Origin of the sequence: Winogradskyella forsetii (assembly GCF_013394595.1) — a bacterium.
Classification (GTDB): Bacteria; Bacteroidota; Bacteroidia; order Flavobacteriales; family Flavobacteriaceae; genus Winogradskyella; species Winogradskyella forsetii.
In genome coordinates this window covers 1,587,087-1,608,159 of sequence record NZ_CP053348.1, presented here as the reverse complement: position 1 = coordinate 1,608,159, position 21,073 = coordinate 1,587,087, and the positions used below count along the sequence as shown (strand labels likewise).

Below are 21,073 nucleotides of genomic sequence, written 5' to 3'. Positions count from 1 at the left end.
ATTAACCCAATTTGAATCCAAAAAAAGTCGTTATCGCAGGTGGTCCAGGCACCGGAAAAACTACCATCATTAATGAGTTGAAAAAACGTGGTTTTGTTTGCTATGATGAAATCTCACGACAAATTACGCTACAAGCTAGAAAAGATGGTATTGAGCAACTTTTTTTAACCGAACCTTTATTGTTTAGTAAAAAACTGTTGGAAGGCAGAACGCAACAATTTAAAGCGGCTGAACAGGAGTCAGAATCCGTTGTTTTTCTAGACAGAGGCATTCCCGATGTTTTAGCCTATATGGATTATATTGGCGACACCTACCCAGACCATTTTGTTGAAGCCTGCAACACCCATAAATATGATAATATCCTCATTTTAGCACCTTGGCAAGAGATTTTTACAAGTGATAGTGAACGTTATGAAAATTTTGAAGAAGCTATTGAAATCCATCAACATTTACTGAACACTTATAAGCGATTTGGCTATAATTTAGTCGATGTTCCTTTTGGTAGTGTTGAAAATAGGGCAGATTTTATTCTAGAGTCCTTAAATTTGCAGTAATGCATCCTATAGAAGTTTTAGAACGGTATTGGCATCACACGTCATTTAGACCGTTGCAAGAAGAGATTATCACTTCGGTACTAAACCAAGAGGATACCTTTGCACTACTTCCAACTGGAGGTGGAAAATCGGTTTGTTTTCAAATTCCTGCGTTGATACAAGATGGGATTTGTATTGTTATTTCGCCTTTGATTGCCTTGATGAAAGACCAAGTGAATACCTTAAAAGAAAAAGGTATTAAAGCCATTGCCTTAACTTCTGGTATGTCCTACAAGGATTTAGACACACAATTAGACAATTGTATTTACGGCAACTATAAGTTTCTATACCTCTCGCCAGAACGCTTACAACAAACTTTGGTACAAGAGCGGATTCAACAAATGAAAGTGAATTTAATTGCCGTTGATGAAGCCCATTGTATCAGTCAATGGGGAAATGATTTTAGACCCGCGTATAACAACATTGCAGTTTTAAGACAGATGCATCCTCATGTGAATTGTATTGCACTGACAGCAACGGCGAAACATAATGTGGTTGATGATATCGTTGAAAATCTCGATTTTATCAATCCAAAAATATTCAAGGCCTCTTTTGCAAGACCAAACATCGCATATCATGTGATTCATACCGACGATAAATTATTTCAACTCGAGCATCTACTGAAAATGCATTCTGGTTCGTCTATAATATATGTTAGAAACAGAAGGGCAACGACGGATATCAATAATTTTCTGAATGCCAAAGGGTTTTCATCCACCTATTATCATGGTGGCATTACTAATAAAGAAAAGCAAGAACGTTTGTACCAGTGGACCAATGGACAGATAGAGATTATAGTGGCAACCACGGCCTTTGGAATGGGAATTGATAAGGCAAATGTAAGAACCGTGATCCATTTCAATCTACCCGAAAGCTTGGAAAGTTATTATCAAGAAGCTGGAAGAGCTGGAAGAGATGGAAAATTGGCACATGCTGTTATTCTAAAACAACATATAGATGAAGATCACTTGCGAGGTCAGTTTTTAAGCACCTTACCTTCTGTGGCATTCGTAAAAACAGTCTATAATAAGCTGAGTAATTATTTTCAAGTTTCTTATGGTGAAGGTGAAAACACTATGCATCAATTCGATTTTAAATCTTTTTGCAATCACTATAAATTAAGTGCAAGTATAACATACAATGCTCTATTATTATTAGACCGAAATGCGATTATCACGCTGACACAGCATTTTAATTTCAGGACTAAGATTCAATTTGTAACTACGAATGCCGTTTTATTTCGGTATTTAGAAACACATCTGGATCTGAATATTTTAGTAAAAGTGTTGCTTAGAACCTATGGAGGTATTTTTGATTATGAAACTAAAGTAAACCTTAGTTTGATTATTAAGAAAGCCAATCTTTCAGAAAAACAAGTGATTGAACAATTACAACGGTTAGAAAAAGATGAAGTGATCAGTCTTCAAATGGCCAATACCGATTCTGAAATTACGTTTTTAAAACCTCGTGAAGATGACCTTACCATTAACCCAATTGCTAAAACGATAGAACAACAGCACACTTTAAAACATCAACAAATTGAATCTGTATTGCACTATATTCAAAATGATTCGGTTTGTAGAAGTCAACAGCTTCTTCGCTATTTCGGAGAAAAAACCAACAAAACCTGTGGTAAATGTTCCGTTTGTTTAGCTAAAGCTTCAAAAATTGATAAGGCGTCAACCAAAACTATTTCGATTCAAATTATAAAAATTTTAGAAACCGGTCCTTTATCTTCGCGACAACTATTACTACAGATCAAATGTTCGGAGAAGTTACTTCTAGAAAGTCTTTCCGAATTAATTGAACTAAGAAAAATAAAACTAACTTCAGCTAATACTTATACCTTATATGACAACAAAACGTAACTTACGCATTGTTTTTATGGGCACTCCAGATTTTGCGGTTGCCACATTAAAAGCGCTCATTGACCATAAATATAACGTAGTTGGCGTCATCACAGCACCAGACAGACCTGCAGGAAGAGGGCAAAAACTAAGGGCTTCCGCTGTAAAAGAATTTACCTTAGAACACAATTTGAAGATCTTGCAACCCAAAAACCTAAAAGCAGAATCTTTTATTGAAGAACTAAAAGCCTTGCATGCCAATTTACAAATCATCGTAGCGTTTCGGATGTTACCAAAGGTAGTTTGGCAAATGCCCGAATATGGTACTTTTAATCTTCATGCGTCATTATTGCCGCAATATAGAGGTGCCGCACCTATTCATTGGGCCATTATAAATGGCGAAACCAAAACAGGTGTGACGACCTTTTTTATAGATGAAAAAATTGATACGGGAGTCATCATTAAAAGTGAAGAAACCCAAATAGAAAATTCTACAACGGTTGGCGAATTGCATGATGATTTAATGACTCTAGGAAGCAATTTGGTTATAAAAACGGCGCAACAGATTGAAAACGATTCCGTAACGACTACAATTCAGCCACAAAACGAAGATTTAAAAACAGCCTACAAGCTCAATCGTGATAATTGTAAAATTGATTGGTCGCAACCCATCGATACCATATACAATAAGATTAGAGGTTTAAATCCGTTTCCAGCAGCTTGGTGTTATTTAGATAATAATGAAGAAACTCAGGTATCAATAAAAATTTATGGTGTCGAAAAAATTAAAGAAGACCATGATTACGATGATGGCAAATTAATGACCACCAAAAATGAGTTAAAAGTGGCCTGTGAAGGTGGTTATATAAATATCCTAGAAATTCAATTACCTGGAAAGCGAAAAATGGATGTAAAGTCTCTTTTAAATGGCTTCGATTTTTCAGAATCGGCAAAACTGCTGTAAACCCTTATAACCATTGGTTTTGTAAAAAAACCGTTAAAATGCATAGCCTTTATTAACAAATGCTATAAGTTATCAACAAAAACCCGTATTTCCCTTGCTATTACTTGTGTAGCTTAATATTCCTAATAATTTTGTGTACGGATTTTAAAGAACTACTTTTTTAAAACCGAATTTTTAACAATTAAAATAAACATTTATGAACAAAACAGATTTAATCAACGGAATGGCAGAGAATGCTGGAATCACAAAAGCAGCTGCTAAAAAAGCATTAGATTCATTATTAGTTGACATCGAAGGATCTTTACAAAAAGGAAACAGAGTTTCTTTAGTAGGATTTGGATCTTGGTCAGTTTCTAGAAGAGCTGCAAGAGACGGAAGAAACCCACAAACTGGAAAGACTATAAAAATCAAAGCTAAAAATGTAGTAAAATTTAAGGCAGGTTCTGACTTAAGTAATGCTGTAAACTAAGACATTTTTTGTTTGAAATACAGAACCTGCTCCTTGAGCAGGTTTTTTTTTGTTCTAATTTTGAGGGAATTAGTTGCTTTTTAAACAAAAAAAACATAGATTTAATCAACCGTTAAAATTAATAAGCAAAATGAACAAGCCCGAAAAAGGCAATTTATTAATTGCAGAGCCATCTATTATCGGTGATATTTCATTTAATCGTGCAGTGATACTTTTAGCAGATCATAACGATTTAGGTTCGGTTGGGTTTATTTTAAACAAGCCTTTAGATTACAATCTTAAAGATCTTATTGAAGATACAGAATCTGAGTTTCCTGTATACAATGGTGGACCGGTAGAACAGGATAATCTTTATTTTATTCATAAATCACCAGAATTAATTCCAGATAGCATAGAAATTTCCAATGGTATATTTTGGGGAGGCGATTTTACGGTAGTGCTAGATCTTATTAATGAAGAAAAAATTTCCAGCGAAGATATTCGTTTCTTTTTAGGCTATTCCGGTTGGGACGAACAGCAATTGGATACTGAACTGAAATCTAACGCTTGGTTGGTATCTGAAAATATATATTCAAAAGAAATTATTTCTAAATCCTGTGTGACCTTTTGGCGCGAAAAAATGTTGGAACTTGGTGGCGATTATAGTATTTGGTCCAATGCTCCTGAAAATCCTAGTTATAATTAATAGCCTATATAAGTCTCAATTTGGCGTTTAACTTGGTAACAAGGCGCTGGGCAAATTCACTTCCATATTCCTTTTTACGATATTTAGTTATTGGCACGATGCCTTTTATAACATTGGTTATAAATAACTCATCTGCTTTTTGAAGTTCAAATGGACTGATGGACGCTTCTTCTACTGTGACATTAACGTCTTTCGATAACAATTCTAGAATTTGCTTGCGCATTACCCCTTTAAGACAACCATCTTCTAAAGGTGGTGTCTTTATGGTATCACCTTTTACCAAGAATAAATTGCCGTTTAAAGCTTCAATGACACTTTTATTGGTGTTTAAAACCAAGCAATTGTCAAAATCATTTTCTTGGGCATAAATACTACCAATGACTTGTATGGTTTTGCTATTGGACTTTAATCCAGATAATAATCCTGGCGCCATAAAATAATCCTTGTATAAATCTACGGTGCACTTCGCATTGGTATCAATGGTGTAAAAAGGGTTGTGCTGTGCTTCTGCACTGATATTGAATTGCACTTTAGCTTCTTCTGAAGGTAAATATTTGCCTCCTTCACCTCTATCGACATTCAGTCTTACACGAGCGGAAGCTTGCAATAATTGGTTAGCGTCTAAAGTTTTTAAAATTTCGGACTCTAGGAATTCCATAGTAAAATTCATGGGAATATCCATTCTAAGAATTCGCATTGAAGCCATAAGCCTAAAGTAATGGTCTTCCCAAAAGAATATAGTTCCATTAACGACTTTTAAGGTTTCAAAAAGGGCGTCACCATATTTGTAGCCTCTATTTTGAATGGTGAGGTTAGAATCTGAATCAGAAAGAAGTGTTCCGTTATAATTGACCATAAAAAAATCCCGATTTAGTTTAGAAATTAAATCGGGACAAAGATATATTAGTTTAATTATTTAGTGGCTATCGAGATCCTAAAACTTGTTTAAGACTTCCAATTTGGTTAGTCCACAACATTTTTCCTTCATCTATCTCATCTTCTTCAGCAAAGTCCGTAATCATCAAAGACACATCTTTGGTAATTTCGTCCACTTGTATACGAATTTCAAAATAATAGGCCGCACCCTCTTCATCATCGTTTACCCAGCGAAATTTAATACGTTCGCCAGTCTTTTTGCTCAAGAGCTTGGCTTGTTCCTCTGAGCCATCCCAAATAAAGGTGAAAAATTCACCACGCGAGTTAACATTATCTGCAAACCATTCCGATAAGCCTGAAGGTGTAGATATGTATGTATATATTAGTGCTGGTGATGCTTGGATCACAAACTCCATTTCATATTTTTCTTTATCGTCCATAAATACAATTATTATTTGCTCAATATATACAATTATAGTTGAGTTTTAAACATTAAGTTTAAAATAATTTTTTTTAGTTTTTATTGTTTGCTGTCGCAGAATTTGTTTTTATATTTGCAGCCGCAATTACGTATAGGTTTTAAGGCTTACAATTTAAAATATCGACGTAACTGAGAAATGGCGATTTAACTCTCCCGAAAATGATTGGGAGGTTAGAGCGACATTAATGTAAATATGGCGAGGTAGCTCAGTCGGTTAGAGCGTCGGATTCATAACCCGGAGGTCACGAGTTCAATTCTCGTTCTCGCTACAGCAGTAAAAGTCCAGCACGAAGGTGCCGGACTTTTTTTATGCGTTGCGCCGAAGCTCGCTTCAAAGCGCACAAGCATAAAAAAAGGCCATAGCAACGCCTTAGCGTTGTGGACTTTTACTATTGTATAGCTCACCTCGCGTAGAATCAGCGAAGCTAATTACTTTACATAAAAAGAATCAAAATAACCAATCCAGACTATTATCTTATTTCCAAGCCTTATCATCTGAACCAACTTCAAAATAAACAAGCATAAAAAAAGGCCATAGCAACGCCTTAGCGTTGTGGACTTTTACTATTGTATAGCTCACCTCGCGTAGAATCAGCGAAGCTAATTACTTTACATAAAAAGAATCTCCGAAGCACATTCGTTATATACCCATATTACTATTTTCCATTTGTAAGTATAAGCTCTTAAATGGCAAAAAAAATTCATTGTATGAAACTTTAAAACGGTATCACAAAGTCAATTACTCTAAATAAATATGATCTGGGTTCTTAACTTAAGAAGTTACAGAATTGCTTTTAGAAAATTTAATACCCACAAATCTTCTTAACTTTCTAAATAGTATAATTAAATACCTTTTTTTTATTAACTTAGAATTTCTAACAAAACCACTAATGAATCTTATTAAAAAAATAGGCCCTTTAAATCTATTTATCTTAGGGCTTTGTGTCCTAATTATTGTGGTTGCCGAATATCTCTTTTTAAGAGGAGATGAACGGCACGCCATATTTGTTGGCCTTTGGGCACCAACACTTTTATTGATTGTAATATTTATAAAACAGATTTACAATGGAGGCAAATGAAATCATATTTGGGTTTTCCATATTTGTATCTATCTGTGTTATTGTATGGGCTGTGTTGGCCATTCGTGCTTATGATAAAATTGATCGTGAAAATCAGTGAAACGTAGTACTTTTTTAATAACACTTTTGGTTTTGTAGTTAGTTTAAAATGTCTACAAGACATTTTAAACTTAATAGTACATCAAGGCAAATGCGATAGCATTTATGACTATCGATTCAATAAAATAGAAACCACAGGAACTAAAATGAACATCCCAACCCTTACCGTTTCTTCCCTTTAGAACCCTCCTCCTTCATCTTCACAAAAATAAGCTTCTTATGCCCTTTGGAATCCTCACTTCGTTCAATCTCAAACGCAGGAATAGAATTAATCAGAGGCGTTAATTTCTGAAAACTATATTGACAAGAAAGGAACAAACAACAACGAAGACAAAAAATAAAGCTAACTCAAGCCATAAAAATGCAAACAAGCAACACCCAAATTCCGACACAGTCGGAACCAACGATTTTCAGAAATAACGAGCCATAAGTAATGTTTTGAAATTCAATTGAGGATTGGACCAAATACGCAATACGACCCGAACACCTCAAAAGTCGATGGAGCGCAACACCGTTATGTGGTGTATTTGCCTTTTGCTACGGCTGAATCGACAGGGCTGCCGGAAGCACCAGTAGCGTCCAACCATCCTTGGATTATGAATCCTGAAACCCATAGAGCACATATTATGATTTCGCCTTTACCAGAGGGAAAAGATTAGAGACCTTATTACATCTTATACGTCTCTTCGAGTGAAATTTCTTTTTCTGAAATTTTGTATCGAGAAGCATTGGTATAGAAAATTGTTCTCGATACAATTCCGATAAAAAAATCGGAATCACTCGAACTGACGACAGTGGTTGATTTAAATATTATTACCTCCTCGAGCGAATTTCTTTCTTAGTAATATTATATCGAGAAGTGCCACTTGGCATATGGTAAAACACAAAAGTATTCTGTTTGGAAAGTACCCTAACGTTTCTTCCCTTTAGAACCATCCTCCTTCATCTTCACAAAAATAAGCTTCTTATGCCCTTTGGAATCTTCACGGCGTTCAATTTCAAACGCAGGAATGGAATTAATCAAAGGCGTTAATTTCTGAAAGCCATAATTCCGGGAATCAAAATTAGGCTGTTTCTTTTGCAACAGACCACCAACATCTCCTAAAAACGCCCAACCATCATCATCGGCTACATCATCTATGGTGGCTGCTATGAGCTTAATATCTTTAGAGGTAATATTATCATACTTACTTTTGGTCACTACCGATTTCGCGCTAGAAGGAGAAGCTGACTCTTCCGATTCACTTTTAAGAATCTCTATATAAATAAACTTATCGCAAGCCACAATAAACGGATTCGGTGTTTTCTTTTCGCCAATCCCATAGACTTTCATGCCAGCTTCACGCAACCGTGTTGCCAAACGTGTAAAGTCGCTATCGCTGGATACCAAACAAAACCCATCCACTTTCTCCGAATACAAAATATCCATCGCATCGATAATCATGGCAGAATCTGTTGCGTTTTTTCCTGTGGTATAACCGTATTGTTGTATGGGTGTGATGGCATTTTCCAGCAGCATGTTTTTCCATTTGGATAAATGGGGCTTGGTCCAATCGCCATAAATACGTTTAATGGTGGGATTGCCGTATTTGGCAATTTCCTCCATCATTTCTTTAACGTAGGCTGATGGGATGTTATCACCATCGATGAGTACGGCTAGTTTTATGTCCATTTGGTTGAGATCATTTTAATAAGCGCTAAAGGTAGTGGGATTATTTTACAAATGGTATTGAAAGTAGCAGGATTTCACTTAGGTCACTGAGAGGATGCAAATCAAACAAATTCCTACACTCCAGATTCAACCCTTCCATAAGTGCTATTTTCTGAGCCCAACTCCCACCCTTCAACTGCTTTTCCCTACCAAAAGCATCCCCTATTATTTGGTGGGCGTCATTCTAGACTAACGGATCTAAATTATAGCTAGCATTAAAAGACTTTTTTTCGAATTTATCTTTAGGTTGTAGCATGCGCTCTTTTACATAGGCAGTCACACCAATATAAAGCGTGGTAGTATTTTTATTGGTGAGTATGTACACCTAACCTGGTTACATCGTATTTGTCATTACGAGGACGCAAGACAAAGCAAATAAAGAGCATTCAAACATCCTTTTTAATTCATTAGAAAGACAGGAATAATCTGTTTTTAACTTCCTAGGTCTTCTATTAATAAAACCTGAACACCTCTATAACTCCTATTTACGATTGGCTTTCTTAGCCAATTTTGCCGCCTTCTTTTCCTTAGGTGATAATGCGGCTTCTTTTTTTACATTTTTCTTTGCGTCTTGTGATTTCCCCATAATAGTCGTGTTTTAAGATTTCTCTTTTAAGTTAGAGTTAAATGTAGTCTAAAAAACGTCAGTCTCGTCTATTGCTTTAGCATTTTAAAGCGGTGCTGTTGGTCTTCTGAAACTAATTTAACCATGTAAGCACCAGCCGTTAGATGCGATACGTCTAACTGTAAATCAGCAGAAACCGTATGTATAGCATACACTTCTTCCCCTAAAAGATTATAAATTGATACGGCATCTATGACTGATTTATAATTCACATTCAACACAGCCTTTGCAGGTATAGGATATACCGATAAGGCATTAGTCTCAAACGTGCCAACACTCAAAGACGGTTCAATATTTAATGTAAAATCCAAGGCTTGTCCAAAACCTGCGTTAGGGCCAAAACCAAAAGGAAAAAACATGATACCACAAGCATCTATAGCTGCAGGAGAATCAGGATCTTGATAGGTTTTGGTAAGTCTAATTCGTGTATTACCTAACACAGCATCTGCTGGTACCGTAATTGCCAAACTTACCGTAATGCCATCATTACCTGTGGAATTGGTAATGGTGCCTATCTCATAGATTTCATTGGCATCGTCTAAAAGGTCGTTCTGGTTCCAATCTATAAAAGCGACCATATCCGTATCAAAGTTACCGTAGGTATTGCCTGCAACTTCAATGGTATAGGATTCGTTTTGAGCCACATTGACAATAGTCGCTGTCTTATCAATTAAAACATTAGCCGCATCTGTATTTGTAATACTAGTACCTGCAAAATCAACAGCAGTAATTTCTTCTACAGTGACGCTGTTACTTTCTGTAATCTCACAATAGGGCGCTGGAAAGGTTTGGGCTTGAACGCCAATAGTCAATAGCGCAAGTGCATAAGTAATTTTTTTCATAAACTATATATTTTGATTCTACAGCAAGTTATAACAATAAAACACAAGACTCGAGTGATTGCTTGTTTTTAACAGTATAGCTTAGGCTTTAAGGTTCTGTTTACTTTGGTTTACTGTAATATAGATTTTATGTCGTGTAGAATAGTTTTACTTTTCAACCGTAATTGCCTAAAAGAATGACGTGTCAAATGCAAAGCATTGATGACTTCCAATTTAAAACTAGGTTAAAAAACAGGCACAATCGTTCTCTTTTTTCCTTTACAAATATTTAGGTCATCGCCACCTGTACCGTCATGGCGAGGCTTTAGCCTGTTGCGAGGCACGAAACAAAAGCAATCGGTTCAAGGATTCAAAATTGTTGGTAGCGCTCTCAACACCAGCAACCACAAACCTATATAAACATAATGGTATCCTCGTCCTTTGTAAATCTTGTAATTAAAGTTTTGGCTTTAGAGTGCTCGCCAGTGGCGTTGTTTTTTTGCGTTGCAGGCTTCAACTTTAATAGGCGTTGTATCAATTCTTTAAAATGTGTCATAGCATGTAGTATTTGGTAATACCAAAGTTACGAAGCGAATCTGACTTTTGGATGTCGGCACCACCCGTAAATCGACTACATATCAAAGATTTAGCGTTAATTTAACACTTGGGTCGTGTTGTGGTAAAGTTGGGTGGGTTTTGCCCTATGAGATTTTTTTGTGGCTGTTTGTATCTTGCTTTTATCTTGTTTGGTAAGATTGCTTCGTTAGTCTCGCAATGGCATAAAAAACAACTCCGATCTAAATACCAGAATTCAATTAACGAGTTCTCGTTGTTGTGTTCATGTAAGACTAATTCTAACACACCTTTGTAAGCTATGCCGTTTCGTCTTGGTTGCTACCTACAATGTTGTAGGTTCCTGGTAGTTGGTTGACGGTCATTTGGAGGCGTTTACTTATTTATAGTTTTAATGTCGCATAATATTCCCAAAAATACTTCAAAAAAATAATTCTCGTTAAACAGCATTTGCTTCACTAGATAGCATGATTGTCGTTGTCTGCCTGAATTTGATCTTCATCTCTGTATGAAGTCATCATAAATAATTTTAAAAACTAATAAATAGATTGTTCTACTTATAACCTTAAATAGTTATTGCTTAGTGTTTTTAGCTGCTGCTATTGATGCTCTTGATGCAAAGCCATTTTTTTTTGATATACCTCCTGTAGGAGAAGCTTTAGCTGTTGCACTTGTAATTCTTGGTGCAGCAATTTTTGTCACTGTTTTATTATTAGTTCTCCATTATCATTGGTATAACTTACAGGAAATCCATTTTTTAAACAGATTACTTTTGTCTTTATTTATGCTGTCTAAGGTTTGGTCTGCTAAGTTTTGTATGAATAACGCTATGACATGCTCGTAAGCTAATTTTGGATGATCTGGATTTAATTCTTTAAGCGCTTGAAATACATAGCGCGTTAACACTACTTCACTTTTATCTTCTCTACCTCATAAACCGTCTGTGCCGAATGATTCTTTTTTCCAGATTATAAGTACAGTCCAACCCAATTCCTAGAGAAACTAGTGCATTGCATTTTCTATTAAACCATCTTCTGAATATTCATAGCTCATTAACGTAGTAGTTTATTTAATCTTGTTTGGTAAGCTTGTTTGTAATTTCGTTTTGCCTTTTCATCTAAAAACGAAGCCTCTATTAATGTTTCCACATCATTTTGTTTGGACGTTAAATCCGTAAACACTTTTTCTACTTGCCTTTTTACAATTCCTGCTTCTTCCCCTAATTTATAAAACTGCGCTGTCACTCTGCCTTTTGCCAAATGAAGTGGCAATAAACCATCGTCTAGTGCAAACTCCTTGTCGTCTATGTGCAATCTGCTATTTAATAAATCGTATGCCGGACTTAACCTAAAATCTCCTAAAGGCGTTTCAATTAAAGAAAAGTTCTTAAAATGTGCATCACCATTTGAAAACAAATAATTAAAAAGTATCAACTTAAATAATTTGACAGATTCTACAGTATAAGCTGGTGTGTATTTTTTTAATAGCGTAAAAAGCGCTAAGTAGTTACCCGAATATTTAAAATCTTCACCATGCGTTTGTGGTGTTCTACCTGCCAAAGACGCAAAATCTTCTTGAGCCCATTTAGTGCTATCGTCCTTAACATCAAAACGTTTGGTAATATAAGCTGGCTCTCCATTCTTAAAAAATATGAGTGCATTTTCAGCAGTTTCCATTGCAAACACCTGACGCGCAATTTGCATGGTGACATGTTCGTTAGCTGGCATTTGGCTGGCATTTTTACCAACATTTGGTATAGGTTTTAAAATGTATTGGCCTTGTTCCCCTTCTGTTATTAAACGCAATTTATTTTTTTCTAATAAGACTGAAAATTTTTCCTGAACACCAGAAATAGATATACGTTTTCTGTTTTCAGTAAATAATACAGCTGTTTGTTCATTGCTTGCTGGTGAATCGTAAGGCAATATGGGACTTACTTTCCGTCCATTGAACACACGCTTCAATGCCGTATTACTATAGCTAGAATGATTCTTCGAAAGCGTACCTGGACAATATGTTCGTTTTAGCATAGCCATTAGGTCGTTACTTTTTAATGGTTATAGCTCCTATGGTATCGTGTTGTGCAGTGGTCATTAAAATCCCAAAATGGTCTTTAGTGTCTATTCTATTCTCAAAACAAACAGTTTGTTTGTTAGAGCCTTCTGGTAACATATTATAAAAAAAAGGAAATAGATATGTAGAGGTATATTTTTGTTGTGTTTTAGGCAAGGTTAAACTAATGGCTGGTTTATCTGCATTGTTAAACCAATGGTCTTTATAGGTAAACACAAAACTACCATCGTTTAGTTGCGTTAATAAGCCAGCAACTTCCTTTTTGTATAACACTTCAGCTTGCCTCATTATTTAGTACTTGCTTCTTTTACTGTAAACGTAATTTCCATACCTAAAGCATCACCTAATTTCTGTAAGGTGTCTAAGGTAGGATTGCCTTTACCACTTTCAAATTGTTTAAGGGTACGCAACCCAACGCCAGAAAGCGCTGCCAGCATTTCTTGGGTAACATTAAGCATCTCTCTACGTGCTTTTATGGTTTCCACTAATTGTTGCGAGTGCATTATATGGCTCTTTTAATGTAAATATATACTTTTTAATTGAATAAATTCACTGTAAGTGTATTTTAACGCACTATTTGAATCGTTTTTATGTTACCCTAGTGTAGAGCAAAATTAAAAATGGGTTGTGAGAGACTATGTAATTAATACGTGAAGTGAATAATGATTGTTTTAATTAGAACTACTTCTGAATAGTTATAGTTTTATTTTATAATTGGGCGTAACGTTCTCAACACCAGCAACCACAAACCTATATAAACATAATGGTATCCTCGTCCTTTGTAAATCTTGTGATTAGAGTTTTGGGTTTAGAGTGCTCGCCATTGGCGTTGTTTTTTTGCGTTGCAGGCTTCAACTTTAACAGGCGTTGTATCAATGCTTTAAAATGTGTCATAGCATGTAGTATTTGGTATTACCAAAGTTACGAAGCGAATCTGACTTTTGGATGTCGGCACCACCCCTAAATCGACTAAATATCAAAGATTTAGCGTTAATTTAATACTTGGGTAGTGTTGTGGTAAAGTTGGGTGGGTTTTGCCCTATGAGATTTTTTTGTAATTGTTTGTGTCTTATTTGGTAAGATTGCTTCGTTAGGCTCATATTGGCGTAAAAAACAACTCTGACCTAAATACCAGAATTCAATTGACGAGTTCTCGTTGTTGTGTACTTACCCTATAGCAACGTTCTTCCCCTAGATACAATGGGTTGCCATGCTTCTCTGACCAAAAACCATCTAACAGATCTTTTGTAATGCACTTATAGACTGCAACACCTTTGTAAAGCTTAGTATCCTCTCCTTTATAATTAAAGTTAATGACTAAGATATTATCCTTAAAAAAACCGGTTCCTAATTGCTCTTGAGTATCATTAATCAACCACTTCGCCACTATTCTATTGTGTTCATTCAAGGCTAATTCTAACACACCTTTGTAAGCTATGCCGTTTTTATCTTGGTTGCTACCTACAATGTTGTAGGTTCCTGGTACTTGGGTTATGGTCATATCCTTTGAATCTATATGCTTTTGCCAATTAGTTCTTCTAAATAGCACTAATCAAAAGTAACTAATCTCTAAAGTTCTACCAACCCCAAACCTTCAACCATTCCAAAAACAAATCGCTTCACATCAATTTTGCAAAGTCATATGAAGCGATACCACATTCCAATTCAAGATTAAAAATGACAACTTATTTGTCTATAAAATCAGCATCGGTTAAGGTTTTCATAAATGCGACAATGCTTTCTTGTTCCGCCATGGTTAGGTTTAATTCATCAAAAGGTAAAGTTTGATATTCTTCGTGAATCCCAATACCTTTTCCTCCTCCACGATTATAGAAATCAACCACTTCTTCCAAAGTCATGTAAACTCCATTATGCATATAAGGTCCTGTTACATTACTATTCCTTACCGTTGGTGTTTTAAAAAAGTGCTTTCTCTGATTGGTACCAAACACATTATAACGCCCTAAGTCACTACTAATACTAGCGTTAATAGTATCGTTTGTTGCTGGTACACCAAGCAATTCTACCTCTGTATCATTATAATTAGGTGGAACCGTACCATTAAACAATGGTGGAAAATGACAGGTTGCACAAGCAGCTTTACCCATAAACAGGTTAAACCCTCGCTTTTCTGCTGCTGTTAAAGAAGATTCGATACCTTCTATATTCTTATCAAATTTAGAATTAAAACCATTTAAACTGCGCACATAACTCGCAATAGCATGTCTGATATTAAAATCAATACGTTTGTTGCCATACAAACTATCTATTGCCGCTTTGTATGTTGGATTATTTAATACCCGACGCACTATAGAATCCATAGGTAAATTAAATTCATCATGATTTTCGGCGACACCTACAATTTGCCCTTCTAAACTCCCTGCACGTCCATCCATAAAAAACGATTGTTGATAAGCACTGTAGGTAAGTGTTGGTGAATTTCTTACTTGTCGGGCATCAAAGGTCTTTCTACCATCTGTAAACGCCTTATCTTTAATATGACAACTGGCACAAGCCATATCATGATGTCTCGATAGTGTACGGTCATTAAAAAGTGCCTTTCCAAAGTCCTCCTTTTGTTTTAAGTAAAGGGTATCGCTCTTATAGTCTGAAAAATATAGCACATTCACCGTATTGGCACCAAAAAAAGATGACGTATTATTAGAAATAGCCATTTCAAATGGAAACGAAACATTCCAATCCTCCTGAGTTTTCAGTACTAATTTTAATTGGGGATCGGTATAATTTTTTATAAAATCAAAGCGATCAAAAGTATCAAAATCAGAATCAAGAGCAGCAATCCCGTCTTTAAAGGAGCTCCTCAAGTCATCATAAATAGCTTTAGAGCTAAACTTATCCTTACAAATATCTATCAACGCTATAAGCGTTTGGGTTGTATACTGACTTTCGGTCAATGCCTGTCCTAAAACAGGTGAATCAAATCCTGTAATACCTGTAGCTGCAGTTCTCATAATTTGATCTCTAATTAACCAAATAAGATGATAATCTTTTAATTTAATATGTGTATTACGCTGTATCAACTTCAGTCGATCAGACGTAATTGTTAACGCATTAAGTAATGCCCCTTCATCTCCTTCTTCTTCATGCAACAACTCTTCAATGACCTGAAAACCAAATGGATTCCTGATTTTTACATCGGTTAAATCCTCTTCCTGAACTTGTAGAATATTTGGGGCATTTAGAGATTTATAATTATTCTTATCTATCGATGCCAAAACAGGCTCCATCGCTTTAAAATGTCGACGCGCTTTTTTATAATAAGCAATACGCTCCCCTGTATTATTTGACATAGAGATAGAATCTAAAAACGTAATACAACGCTCTAACTCTGAATTATAATACAAGGCTATTTTCTTATCCGTATCGTCTATGTTTACCGTTTCCGTCTGCTTTTTACACGACGCCGTACTTAAAAGCAAAAGACATATACAAACTGTATATGTCTTAGCTTTCATAAATATGCTATTATTCATGCTGTTATTTTATTATCTATCTAAACCTTTAATAACATAAAGCATTGAACCTTCTTTAGCATTAGATACGTTAGGATTAGCTAATGGATCTGTAAAAGAGGTTCCATCAGCAGGGTTCCAGCCATGATTTTGTGTCATTACTAAAAATGTGTTTTCTCCATTATTTACAACATCAGTGACATCAATCATACCTGTAATTTCCCAAGTACTAGACGTTGAACCATATCCTAAATTTTCAGCTCTAGCTTGGTCTGCTTCTAATACTGTTTTTAATTCCCCTGTATTTAAGTTATACTGGTAAAGCTTAGCATAACCGTTGATTGATGTATCTAAGTATCCATTAGGATCTTCTTGAATGTAAGCGTAGTTTTCAGTCACTAAAATATTATCTGGCGAATGGAATCCTTCTGCAACACCACCTACAATATCACCATCTAATACACAAGTAATGGTTGCAGGTCCTGTTGGGTCGGTTTCATTCAATGTTACCTTGTAAATACGACCTAAAGCAGATCCTTTTCCTGCTAAACCAGCAGAGATACGACCGGTAACACAAAAATATAGTTCTCTTTGGTTCGCTGCAGAACCTCTTCTCCAATCAATATCTTCTAATCTAGAGAATCCCATAACACCTTTGGTTTTTGCCTCAGCATCAAGAGCATTAATTTCTGTTTCTTCTAATTCTACAAATTCTGCACTATATGATGTGCCTTCTACCATATCCATTTCAAAATCGATACCTGCAGTTGTCACTTTTAATCCATATAATTGACCACCATATAAATCTCCACGGTTACCAACATACATTCCTAATTGACCAGAAGGTACGGAGTTATCTGCATGATCATCTCCAATAAAAACAACCGTTTTATCTGGGTAGGCATCTTTTCCAATCGGAACAGCATTTTCTGTAGACCATTGTCCTAAAGCTGCCAACGTTTCCCCTACACTAGCGTCATTAGCACTTTTAGTAGGATCTACTACAAACACCCCTTTTGAAGCACCACCCCATTCTCCGCCAGAAAGGTATAAGGGTCCAAAGCCATGTTCTTCTGGCGTTACCAAAGTACCAGAACACATAGCCGTTTCTGCAGTTGCTGTAGCATTTAATATATACTCACCATTATATGGTCTTAAGTTTTCGTTTAACAAAATTCTTGCAATAGAATAATCGGCTTCAATATTATTAATTAAAGTAAAGGTGTTATCTCCGTTATTAATTAATCCGGCACCATCTGCCATAGACCCATAAATAAAATTAGGGGTATTTGGAATGATATCTTCTGAAGTTAAAAGTGTAGAAATTCTAAGGTTAACAAACTGATCGGTTACCTTTAATAAGGTAGGCGTCTTAGAGGCCGTTAAATACACAGAAGCATCGCTTCCATCCTCTCCATCTTCTCCATCTTCTCCATCCGAGCCGTCAGAACCATCCGATCCGTCAACACCATCGATGCCGTCCTTTCCATCTTCAACGTCACAGCTCACTACAAGTGCGCCTGATGCTGTAATAATAAATGCTAATAAAAATAATTTAATAATTTGTTTCATAATTTAAGGTTGTTAGTGGTTATAATGTGTCCACAAAGCTACTTTTAGCCTTCTATAAACTTGTTAATTAATAAAAACCGTTTTATTAAGTTACCGCTATCTTACCGTTAACTGTATTACGATACTATTACTAACACCTGCCATTTTAAACCTTAGTGTTAACTTAAAATTAATAATACACGCTATCACTTTTAGTGTGCTTATCTCGCCTAAAAACTCTAGTGCATTCTTTAAGGTTTTTGTATAAGGTTTTGTTATGCTATTATGGGTTTACTTTTGCTTGGTTCCTCGCGTAAGGCTCTAGGCTCGCAATGACGGTTTTCGTAATGACGTTAATAAAAAATCGAAAAACAAACTAGACCTAAATGATTACTATTTTAACGGTTTGAGTTTTGAGATATAGCTATGACATCCAGACCAATATCTTTAGATTGAATTTTAAATTATAACCACTATGAAAATGACATACCATAGTATAGCTTAGCGTTAATTTAACGCTTGGGTAGTGTTTTGGTAAAGTTGGGTGGATTTGCTGTTTGGGATTTTTTTGAGACTGTTTGTATCTTATCTGCTAAGATTGCTTCTTTAAGCTCGTGTTGGCGCAAAAAACAACTACGACCTAAATACCAGAATTCAATTGACGCGTTCTCGTTGTTGTGTGCTTGCCCTATAGCAACGTTCTTCCCCAAGATATAATGGATTGCCATGCTTCTCCGACCAAAAACCATCTAACAGATCTTTTGTAATGCACTTATAGACTGCAACACCTTTGTAAAGCTTAGTATCCTCTCCTCTGTAATTAAAGTTAATTACCAAGATATTATCCTTAAAAAAACCTGTTCCTAATTGCTCTTGAGTATTATTAATCAACCACTTCGCCTCTATTCTGTTGTGTTCATCTAAGGCTAATTCTAACACATCTTTGTAAGCTATGCCGTTTTCGTCTTGGTTGCTTCCTGTTATAATATAAATACCTGGTAGTTGGGTTATGGTCATTTGAGTATACTTAAATTAATATTTTATTTCAGTATAACATTTGAATACTGTTCTAAAAGATTAAATTTTTCTTTTATAAATCTTAAAACCTCTTTTTTATTTAGCTTATATTCGTTCAATTCGTTATCGGAATAAACTCTTAAACGAAAGCCTTTTATAAAATAAAACATCTGATCCTTCACTATTGAAAACCTAAAACTATCTTGAAAAGGATAAATTGAAGAATCGACGAATCTATTTTTAATATCTAATAAAATATCTTCTTGAGACTTAGATTCTTTAGGTATCACCATCATTCTATTATACTCACATGAAGCCTTAGTTTTGTGATATAAAACAATTTCATTATCCTTTATTTCTGTTTTAAAACTCATACCATAAGCAGAATATTCTATTTCTTTAAACTCAGGAAATAGTTTTACTGATGGCCAACCTGAACCCACATCTATATAGTATTTTCTATCCTCGATAATAACAGAAAGCATTCTATGACATTCTATGCCATTAATAAAAGACGAATGTAGATTACTATTAATATAATTTTTATATAATACCTCCTTAAACCTTAAAACTTTATCAGAACAAGTGCCTCCTAAAGACAATTGTTTATTCTGAATATTATTTAACATAAACAGGTTGTGAAACGGAACCGTTTTAAATTCGTCTAATAATAATGACTCTACTTTATCGATGGTACTCAACTTATCTATGTTTGATCCCTCTTTTGTCTATTGCATCATCAAAAACAGGGTATTGATGGAAATAATCCTCTACGAATAGTCTTTCCGGATAATATTTAGACCATATTTTTTTTAAAGACTGTCTCTCCAATTCATTATTATGACAAAGATGCTCTACTACTAATTTTCTAATACCTGAACCAACATCGAATGCAGTTTTTTTACGAGATATAATATCTTTTGGTAACTCTTCCATAAACAAATCTCTCAATACTTGTTTATCTGTTAGCTGCTTTATTGATAAATCTAAGGAAGCTTCATAAACTTGTTTATCTAAAAAAGGACACCTTACTTCAATAGTTTTAGCCATTGATGCCAAATCTAATCGTCTTAACTCAGTAAAGTGTAAATTATTAATCAAAGTTTTACTTTTATTCCTAGTTACTTCTGCATCCTTAGAAATTTTATAACCACAAAATAGCTCATCTGCTCCTTCTCCTGATAATATCACTTTTAAACCATCTTTTGAAGCCGATTTAGATAAAAGATATGTGGCTAAACCATTACTTATTATAGACGGATTATAACTTTCTGTTTGATAAACCAACTGATCTATTAACTGATCTAATTCATCTGGATCAGGCAATGAAACCATTATTAATTGCTCTTCAATACCTAAAAAAACTGATAATTCTTGAACAAATTTATAATCTTCACTCTCAAAATCTACGAGCGAATAATAAATCACATTTTTAGTTAACGTATTCACAATTGATGCTATTATAGAACTATCGATTCCACCACTTAAAAAAACACCAACAGGTATATCTCTGTTTTCAGGAATCCTCTTTTCGATAGCCTTTATAATTATTTCTTTTAAATCTAATGGTGATTTATCTAAAAACTGATGCTTTATATTATTTGAAATTGAATTATTATCTATAATAGAAAACCCCTTTGGAACAAATTCAAAGTTTTCTATTTCACTAATACACTTTAACTCACTAGCAATAAATTTAGATGATACACTAGAACCGTAAAAGAGCGGTTTTTTTCCAATATAATCCCTAACTGTATATACATTATGAGTTGTTTTATGATATATTAAGCCTGAATAGAACCCATCTAAAAGATGAATTACTTCTCCTCCATATTTAGCAAATAAGGGTAAAATAATTTCGGTATCGCATTCAGAGACTAATGAGATGTTATTTTCTTTTGCCAAAGATTTAAAATTAAAAATCTCTCCGTTAAATACACCAATATAGTCTCCAAACTCAAATGGTTGCATTCCTTTTTCAGATTCATCGTTAATTGCCAAACGATTAAAACCTATGGCTATATTATTATCCTGATATATATTAGAACCATCTTTACCTCTATGACTTAAAAGCCTTAGACATTTATGGATAGCGTGGGAATTATGATTTCCTATTAAAGCAGCAATACCGCACAT

General features: G+C 34.9%; 22 protein-coding genes, 1 tRNA gene and 1 pseudogene. 8 read left to right on the top strand and 16 right to left on the bottom strand.

Annotation, left to right across the window (positions count from 1 at the left end; all coding sequences use genetic code 11):
- Positions 1–11: 11 nt before the first annotated feature.
- The 5 genes from HM987_RS07005 to HM987_RS06985 all read left to right on the top strand — a co-directional run bounded on the left by HM987_RS07005 (position 12) and on the right by HM987_RS06985 (position 4,558).
- On the top strand, positions 12–554 hold the full coding sequence (locus tag HM987_RS07005; RefSeq protein WP_179006485.1) for an AAA family ATPase: 543 nt from the start codon (positions 12–14) through the stop codon (positions 552–554).
- Positions 554–2,461 carry a RecQ family ATP-dependent DNA helicase gene (locus HM987_RS07000; RefSeq protein ID WP_179006483.1) on the top strand — a complete coding sequence of 636 codons (1,908 nt, stop codon included), beginning with the start codon at positions 554–556 and terminating at the stop codon, positions 2,459–2,461. The genes HM987_RS07005 and HM987_RS07000 overlap by 1 nt, the downstream gene beginning before the upstream one ends.
- Positions 2,445–3,404, top strand: coding sequence for a methionyl-tRNA formyltransferase (gene fmt / locus HM987_RS06995; protein WP_179006481.1), 960 nt, complete (start codon positions 2,445–2,447; stop codon positions 3,402–3,404). The genes HM987_RS07000 and fmt overlap by 17 nt, the downstream gene beginning before the upstream one ends.
- Before the next feature lie 196 nt (positions 3,405–3,600).
- A complete protein-coding gene (locus HM987_RS06990) occupies positions 3,601–3,873 on the top strand; it encodes an HU family DNA-binding protein (RefSeq protein ID WP_179006479.1) in 273 nt (90 codons plus the stop codon).
- A 130-nt stretch (positions 3,874–4,003) separates the two neighbouring features.
- Positions 4,004–4,558 (top strand): YqgE/AlgH family protein, encoded by a 555-nt coding sequence (locus tag HM987_RS06985; protein WP_179006477.1) that lies wholly within the window; start codon positions 4,004–4,006, stop codon positions 4,556–4,558.
- Between the two features lie 4 nt (positions 4,559–4,562).
- On the opposite strand, the gene HM987_RS06980 is transcribed toward HM987_RS06985, so the two are convergent.
- Positions 4,563–5,414, bottom strand: a complete 852-nt coding sequence (locus tag HM987_RS06980; protein WP_179006475.1) for an aminotransferase class IV — start codon at positions 5,412–5,414, stop codon at positions 4,563–4,565.
- 67 nt (positions 5,415–5,481) lie between these two features.
- A complete protein-coding gene (locus tag HM987_RS06975) occupies positions 5,482–5,874 on the bottom strand; it encodes an START-like domain-containing protein (protein WP_179006473.1) in 393 nt (130 codons plus the stop codon).
- 236 nt (positions 5,875–6,110) lie between these two features.
- Between HM987_RS06975 and HM987_RS06970 the strand changes: the two genes are divergently transcribed.
- The 3 genes and pseudogenes from HM987_RS06970 to HM987_RS06960 all read left to right on the top strand — a co-directional run.
- Positions 6,111–6,184: transfer RNA gene (locus HM987_RS06970), tRNA-Met, on the top strand.
- 621 nt (positions 6,185–6,805) lie between these two features.
- Positions 6,806–6,994, top strand: a complete 189-nt coding sequence (locus tag HM987_RS06965; RefSeq protein ID WP_179006471.1) for a hypothetical protein — start codon at positions 6,806–6,808, stop codon at positions 6,992–6,994.
- Positions 6,995–7,557: 563 nt separating this feature from the next.
- Positions 7,558–7,752: pseudogene (locus HM987_RS06960) on the top strand (hypothetical protein); the annotation flags it as partial.
- Between the two features lie 251 nt (positions 7,753–8,003).
- Here HM987_RS06960 and HM987_RS06955 read toward each other — a convergent pair.
- The 14 genes from HM987_RS06955 to HM987_RS06895 form a co-directional block, all read right to left on the bottom strand.
- Positions 8,004–8,765: an NYN domain-containing protein gene (locus HM987_RS06955; RefSeq protein ID WP_179006470.1), complete on the bottom strand. Its 762-nt coding sequence runs from the start codon at positions 8,763–8,765 to the stop codon at positions 8,004–8,006.
- Positions 8,766–9,458: 693 nt separating this feature from the next.
- Positions 9,459–10,271 carry a T9SS type A sorting domain-containing protein gene (locus HM987_RS06950; protein ID WP_179006469.1) on the bottom strand — a complete coding sequence of 271 codons (813 nt, stop codon included), beginning with the start codon at positions 10,269–10,271 and terminating at the stop codon, positions 9,459–9,461.
- Positions 10,272–10,662: 391 nt separating this feature from the next.
- Positions 10,663–10,806 carry a hypothetical protein gene (locus HM987_RS06945; protein WP_179006468.1) on the bottom strand — a complete coding sequence of 48 codons (144 nt, stop codon included), beginning with the start codon at positions 10,804–10,806 and terminating at the stop codon, positions 10,663–10,665.
- A gap of 590 nt (positions 10,807–11,396) precedes the next feature.
- Complete coding sequence (locus HM987_RS19675; protein WP_256867322.1) at positions 11,397–11,525, bottom strand: hypothetical protein; 129 nt, start codon at positions 11,523–11,525, stop codon at positions 11,397–11,399.
- Between the two features lie 350 nt (positions 11,526–11,875).
- Complete coding sequence (locus HM987_RS06940; protein ID WP_179006467.1) at positions 11,876–12,859, bottom strand: HipA domain-containing protein; 984 nt, start codon at positions 12,857–12,859, stop codon at positions 11,876–11,878.
- Positions 12,860–12,866: 7 nt separating this feature from the next.
- Complete coding sequence (locus HM987_RS06935; RefSeq protein ID WP_179006466.1) at positions 12,867–13,184, bottom strand: HipA N-terminal domain-containing protein; 318 nt, start codon at positions 13,182–13,184, stop codon at positions 12,867–12,869.
- Positions 13,184–13,399: a helix-turn-helix domain-containing protein gene (locus tag HM987_RS06930; RefSeq protein ID WP_179006465.1), complete on the bottom strand. Its 216-nt coding sequence runs from the start codon at positions 13,397–13,399 to the stop codon at positions 13,184–13,186. The genes HM987_RS06935 and HM987_RS06930 overlap by 1 nt, the downstream gene beginning before the upstream one ends.
- A gap of 247 nt (positions 13,400–13,646) precedes the next feature.
- Entirely contained in the window at positions 13,647–13,790 is a 144-nt protein-coding gene (locus HM987_RS06925; RefSeq protein ID WP_179006464.1) for a hypothetical protein, read from the bottom strand.
- A 244-nt stretch (positions 13,791–14,034) separates the two neighbouring features.
- Entirely contained in the window at positions 14,035–14,397 is a 363-nt protein-coding gene (locus tag HM987_RS06920) for a hypothetical protein (protein ID WP_179006463.1), read from the bottom strand.
- A 184-nt stretch (positions 14,398–14,581) separates the two neighbouring features.
- Positions 14,582–16,372: a cytochrome-c peroxidase gene (locus tag HM987_RS06915; protein ID WP_179006462.1), complete on the bottom strand. Its 1,791-nt coding sequence runs from the start codon at positions 16,370–16,372 to the stop codon at positions 14,582–14,584.
- A gap of 30 nt (positions 16,373–16,402) precedes the next feature.
- Positions 16,403–17,941 carry an alkaline phosphatase PhoX gene (locus HM987_RS06910; protein ID WP_179006461.1) on the bottom strand — a complete coding sequence of 513 codons (1,539 nt, stop codon included), beginning with the start codon at positions 17,939–17,941 and terminating at the stop codon, positions 16,403–16,405.
- A 633-nt stretch (positions 17,942–18,574) separates the two neighbouring features.
- Positions 18,575–18,937: a hypothetical protein gene (locus HM987_RS06905; protein WP_179006460.1), complete on the bottom strand. Its 363-nt coding sequence runs from the start codon at positions 18,935–18,937 to the stop codon at positions 18,575–18,577.
- A 23-nt stretch (positions 18,938–18,960) separates the two neighbouring features.
- On the bottom strand, positions 18,961–19,638 hold the full coding sequence (locus HM987_RS06900; protein ID WP_179006458.1) for an arylamine N-acetyltransferase: 678 nt from the start codon (positions 19,636–19,638) through the stop codon (positions 18,961–18,963).
- A 1-nt stretch (position 19,639) separates the two neighbouring features.
- Entirely contained in the window at positions 19,640–21,073 is a 1,434-nt protein-coding gene (locus HM987_RS06895) for an asparagine synthetase B family protein (RefSeq protein ID WP_179006456.1), read from the bottom strand.

Bases quoted from the DNA above. Each gene is read 5' to 3' on its own strand.
- HM987_RS07000 (WP_179006483.1), top strand. From the start codon at position 554: ATGCATCCTATAGAAGTTTTAGAACGGTATTGGCATCACACGTCATTT.
- fmt (WP_179006481.1), top strand. From the start codon at position 2,445: ATGACAACAAAACGTAACTTACGCATTGTTTTTATGGGCACTCCAGAT.
- HM987_RS06990 (WP_179006479.1), top strand. From the start codon at position 3,601: ATGAACAAAACAGATTTAATCAACGGAATGGCAGAGAATGCTGGAATC.
- HM987_RS06985 (WP_179006477.1), top strand. From the start codon at position 4,004: ATGAACAAGCCCGAAAAAGGCAATTTATTAATTGCAGAGCCATCTATT.
- HM987_RS06980 (WP_179006475.1), bottom strand. From the start codon at position 5,414: ATGGTCAATTATAACGGAACACTTCTTTCTGATTCAGATTCTAACCTC.
- HM987_RS06975 (WP_179006473.1), bottom strand. From the start codon at position 5,874: ATGGACGATAAAGAAAAATATGAAATGGAGTTTGTGATCCAAGCATCA.
- HM987_RS06965 (WP_179006471.1), top strand. From the start codon at position 6,806: ATGAATCTTATTAAAAAAATAGGCCCTTTAAATCTATTTATCTTAGGG.
- HM987_RS06955 (WP_179006470.1), bottom strand. From the start codon at position 8,765: ATGGACATAAAACTAGCCGTACTCATCGATGGTGATAACATCCCATCA.
- HM987_RS06950 (WP_179006469.1), bottom strand. From the start codon at position 10,271: ATGAAAAAAATTACTTATGCACTTGCGCTATTGACTATTGGCGTTCAA.
- HM987_RS06945 (WP_179006468.1), bottom strand. From the start codon at position 10,806: ATGACACATTTTAAAGAATTGATACAACGCCTATTAAAGTTGAAGCCT.
- HM987_RS06940 (WP_179006467.1), bottom strand. From the start codon at position 12,859: ATGGCTATGCTAAAACGAACATATTGTCCAGGTACGCTTTCGAAGAAT.
- HM987_RS06935 (WP_179006466.1), bottom strand. From the start codon at position 13,184: ATGAGGCAAGCTGAAGTGTTATACAAAAAGGAAGTTGCTGGCTTATTA.
- HM987_RS06930 (WP_179006465.1), bottom strand. From the start codon at position 13,399: ATGCACTCGCAACAATTAGTGGAAACCATAAAAGCACGTAGAGAGATG.
- HM987_RS06925 (WP_179006464.1), bottom strand. From the start codon at position 13,790: ATGACACATTTTAAAGCATTGATACAACGCCTGTTAAAGTTGAAGCCT.
- HM987_RS06920 (WP_179006463.1), bottom strand. From the start codon at position 14,397: ATGACCATAACCCAAGTACCAGGAACCTACAACATTGTAGGTAGCAAC.
- HM987_RS06915 (WP_179006462.1), bottom strand. From the start codon at position 16,372: ATGAAAGCTAAGACATATACAGTTTGTATATGTCTTTTGCTTTTAAGT.
- HM987_RS06910 (WP_179006461.1), bottom strand. From the start codon at position 17,941: ATGAAACAAATTATTAAATTATTTTTATTAGCATTTATTATTACAGCA.
- HM987_RS06905 (WP_179006460.1), bottom strand. From the start codon at position 18,937: ATGACCATAACCCAACTACCAGGTATTTATATTATAACAGGAAGCAAC.
- HM987_RS06895 (WP_179006456.1), bottom strand. From the start codon at position 21,073: ATGTGCGGTATTGCTGCTTTAATAGGAAATCATAATTCCCACGCTATC.